Here is a 1,255-nt window from a genome sequence, read left to right as displayed (position 1 = left end):
CGCTCAGCTCCTTGACGCGGATGTTGCGGAAGGCGACCTGGTCGGAGGCGCCGTGGTTCTGGATGCCGACGTGGCCCTGGCGTAGCGAGCGTGCCGGGTCGGCGTTGGTGAAGTCGTTGATCTGCACGCCGTTCAGGAAGACCCGCAGCCGTTCGCCCTCGACCAGCAGCTCGTAGGTGTTCCACGCGCCGGGCGGGTTGAGGGCGGCGTCGCGGGCTTCCAGGTCGGCGGCCTTGAAGCCGTAGATCGAGCCGGTCGTGCGGTCGGGGGTGTCGGTGGCGTCGATCTGCACCTCGTAGCCGTTGTTCACCGCCGACCAGGGGTCGTCCGAGGCGGGGAAGCCGACGAAGACGCCGGAGTTGCTGTCGCCGGTCAGCTTCCAGTCCAGCTTCAGCGAGTACGCGCCGAACTCCTTGGCCTCGTACCAGAACATGCCCAGTCCGCCCTGCGAGGTCAGGGTGGCGTCGGTGTTGGCGAAGCTGCCGGGGCCGGCCTGGGACCAGCCGGTGGTGGAGCCGTTGTAGAGGGTGGTGTAGCCGTTCTCCGGCCGGCAGTCCGCCTTGGCCGTGCCGGCGGCGTACCGGATGCCGCCGAGCAGCTGGGTGCGGAAGGCGGGGTCGGTGTAGGACTCGGCGGTGTGGCCGAGGCCGGTGTAGAAGGCGCGGCCCCGGCCTTGGGGGTGGCACCAGGTGATGGGGTGGTCGCCCATGTCGCCGCCGCTGTAGCTGGCCTCGTCGAGGGTCTGCAGGACGCGTACGGCGGGGCGGGGGTTGGTGCGGTAGTTGTACCACTCGTCGGTGCGGCTCCAGGTGGGGCCGAGGTGGGCGGTGGCGGGGTGGGCGCGGTCCTGGTTGCGGACGGTGGCCTGCTGGATGGCGGGGTGGTTCTTGAAGTAGGCGCCGGCCAGCTCGCCGTAGTAGGGCCAGTCGTATTCGGTGTCGGCGGCGGCGTGCACGCCCACGTAGCCGCCGCCTTGGTCGATGTAGCTCTGGAAGGCGGTCTGCTGGGTGTCGTCCAGGACGTCGCCGGTGGTGTTGAGGAAGACGACGGCCTCGTAGCCGGCCAGGTTGGCGCTGGTGAAGGCGGTGGCGTCCTCGGTGGCGGTGACGGTGAAGCCGCCGGCCGCGCCGAGGTCGCGGATGGCCTGCAGGCCCGCCGGGATCGAGTCGTGCCGGAACCCGGCGGTCTTGGAGAACACCAGCACCTGATAGGCCGGATCCACGGGAACGGCGGTCAAACCGGCCGCCACGAGCGC

General features: G+C 70.5%; 1 protein-coding gene. It reads right to left on the bottom strand.

The window, feature by feature from the left end; all coding sequences use genetic code 11:
* A partial coding sequence (locus ACBJ59_RS62765; protein ID WP_375119391.1) for a ThuA domain-containing protein occupies positions 1-1,255 on the bottom strand: 1,255 nt, incomplete at both ends.

Origin of the sequence: Nonomuraea sp. MTCD27, assembly GCF_041950495.1 — a bacterium.
Lineage (GTDB): Bacteria > Actinomycetota > Actinomycetes > Streptosporangiales > Streptosporangiaceae > Nonomuraea.
This window is presented reverse-complemented; position numbering and strand designations above follow the sequence as displayed.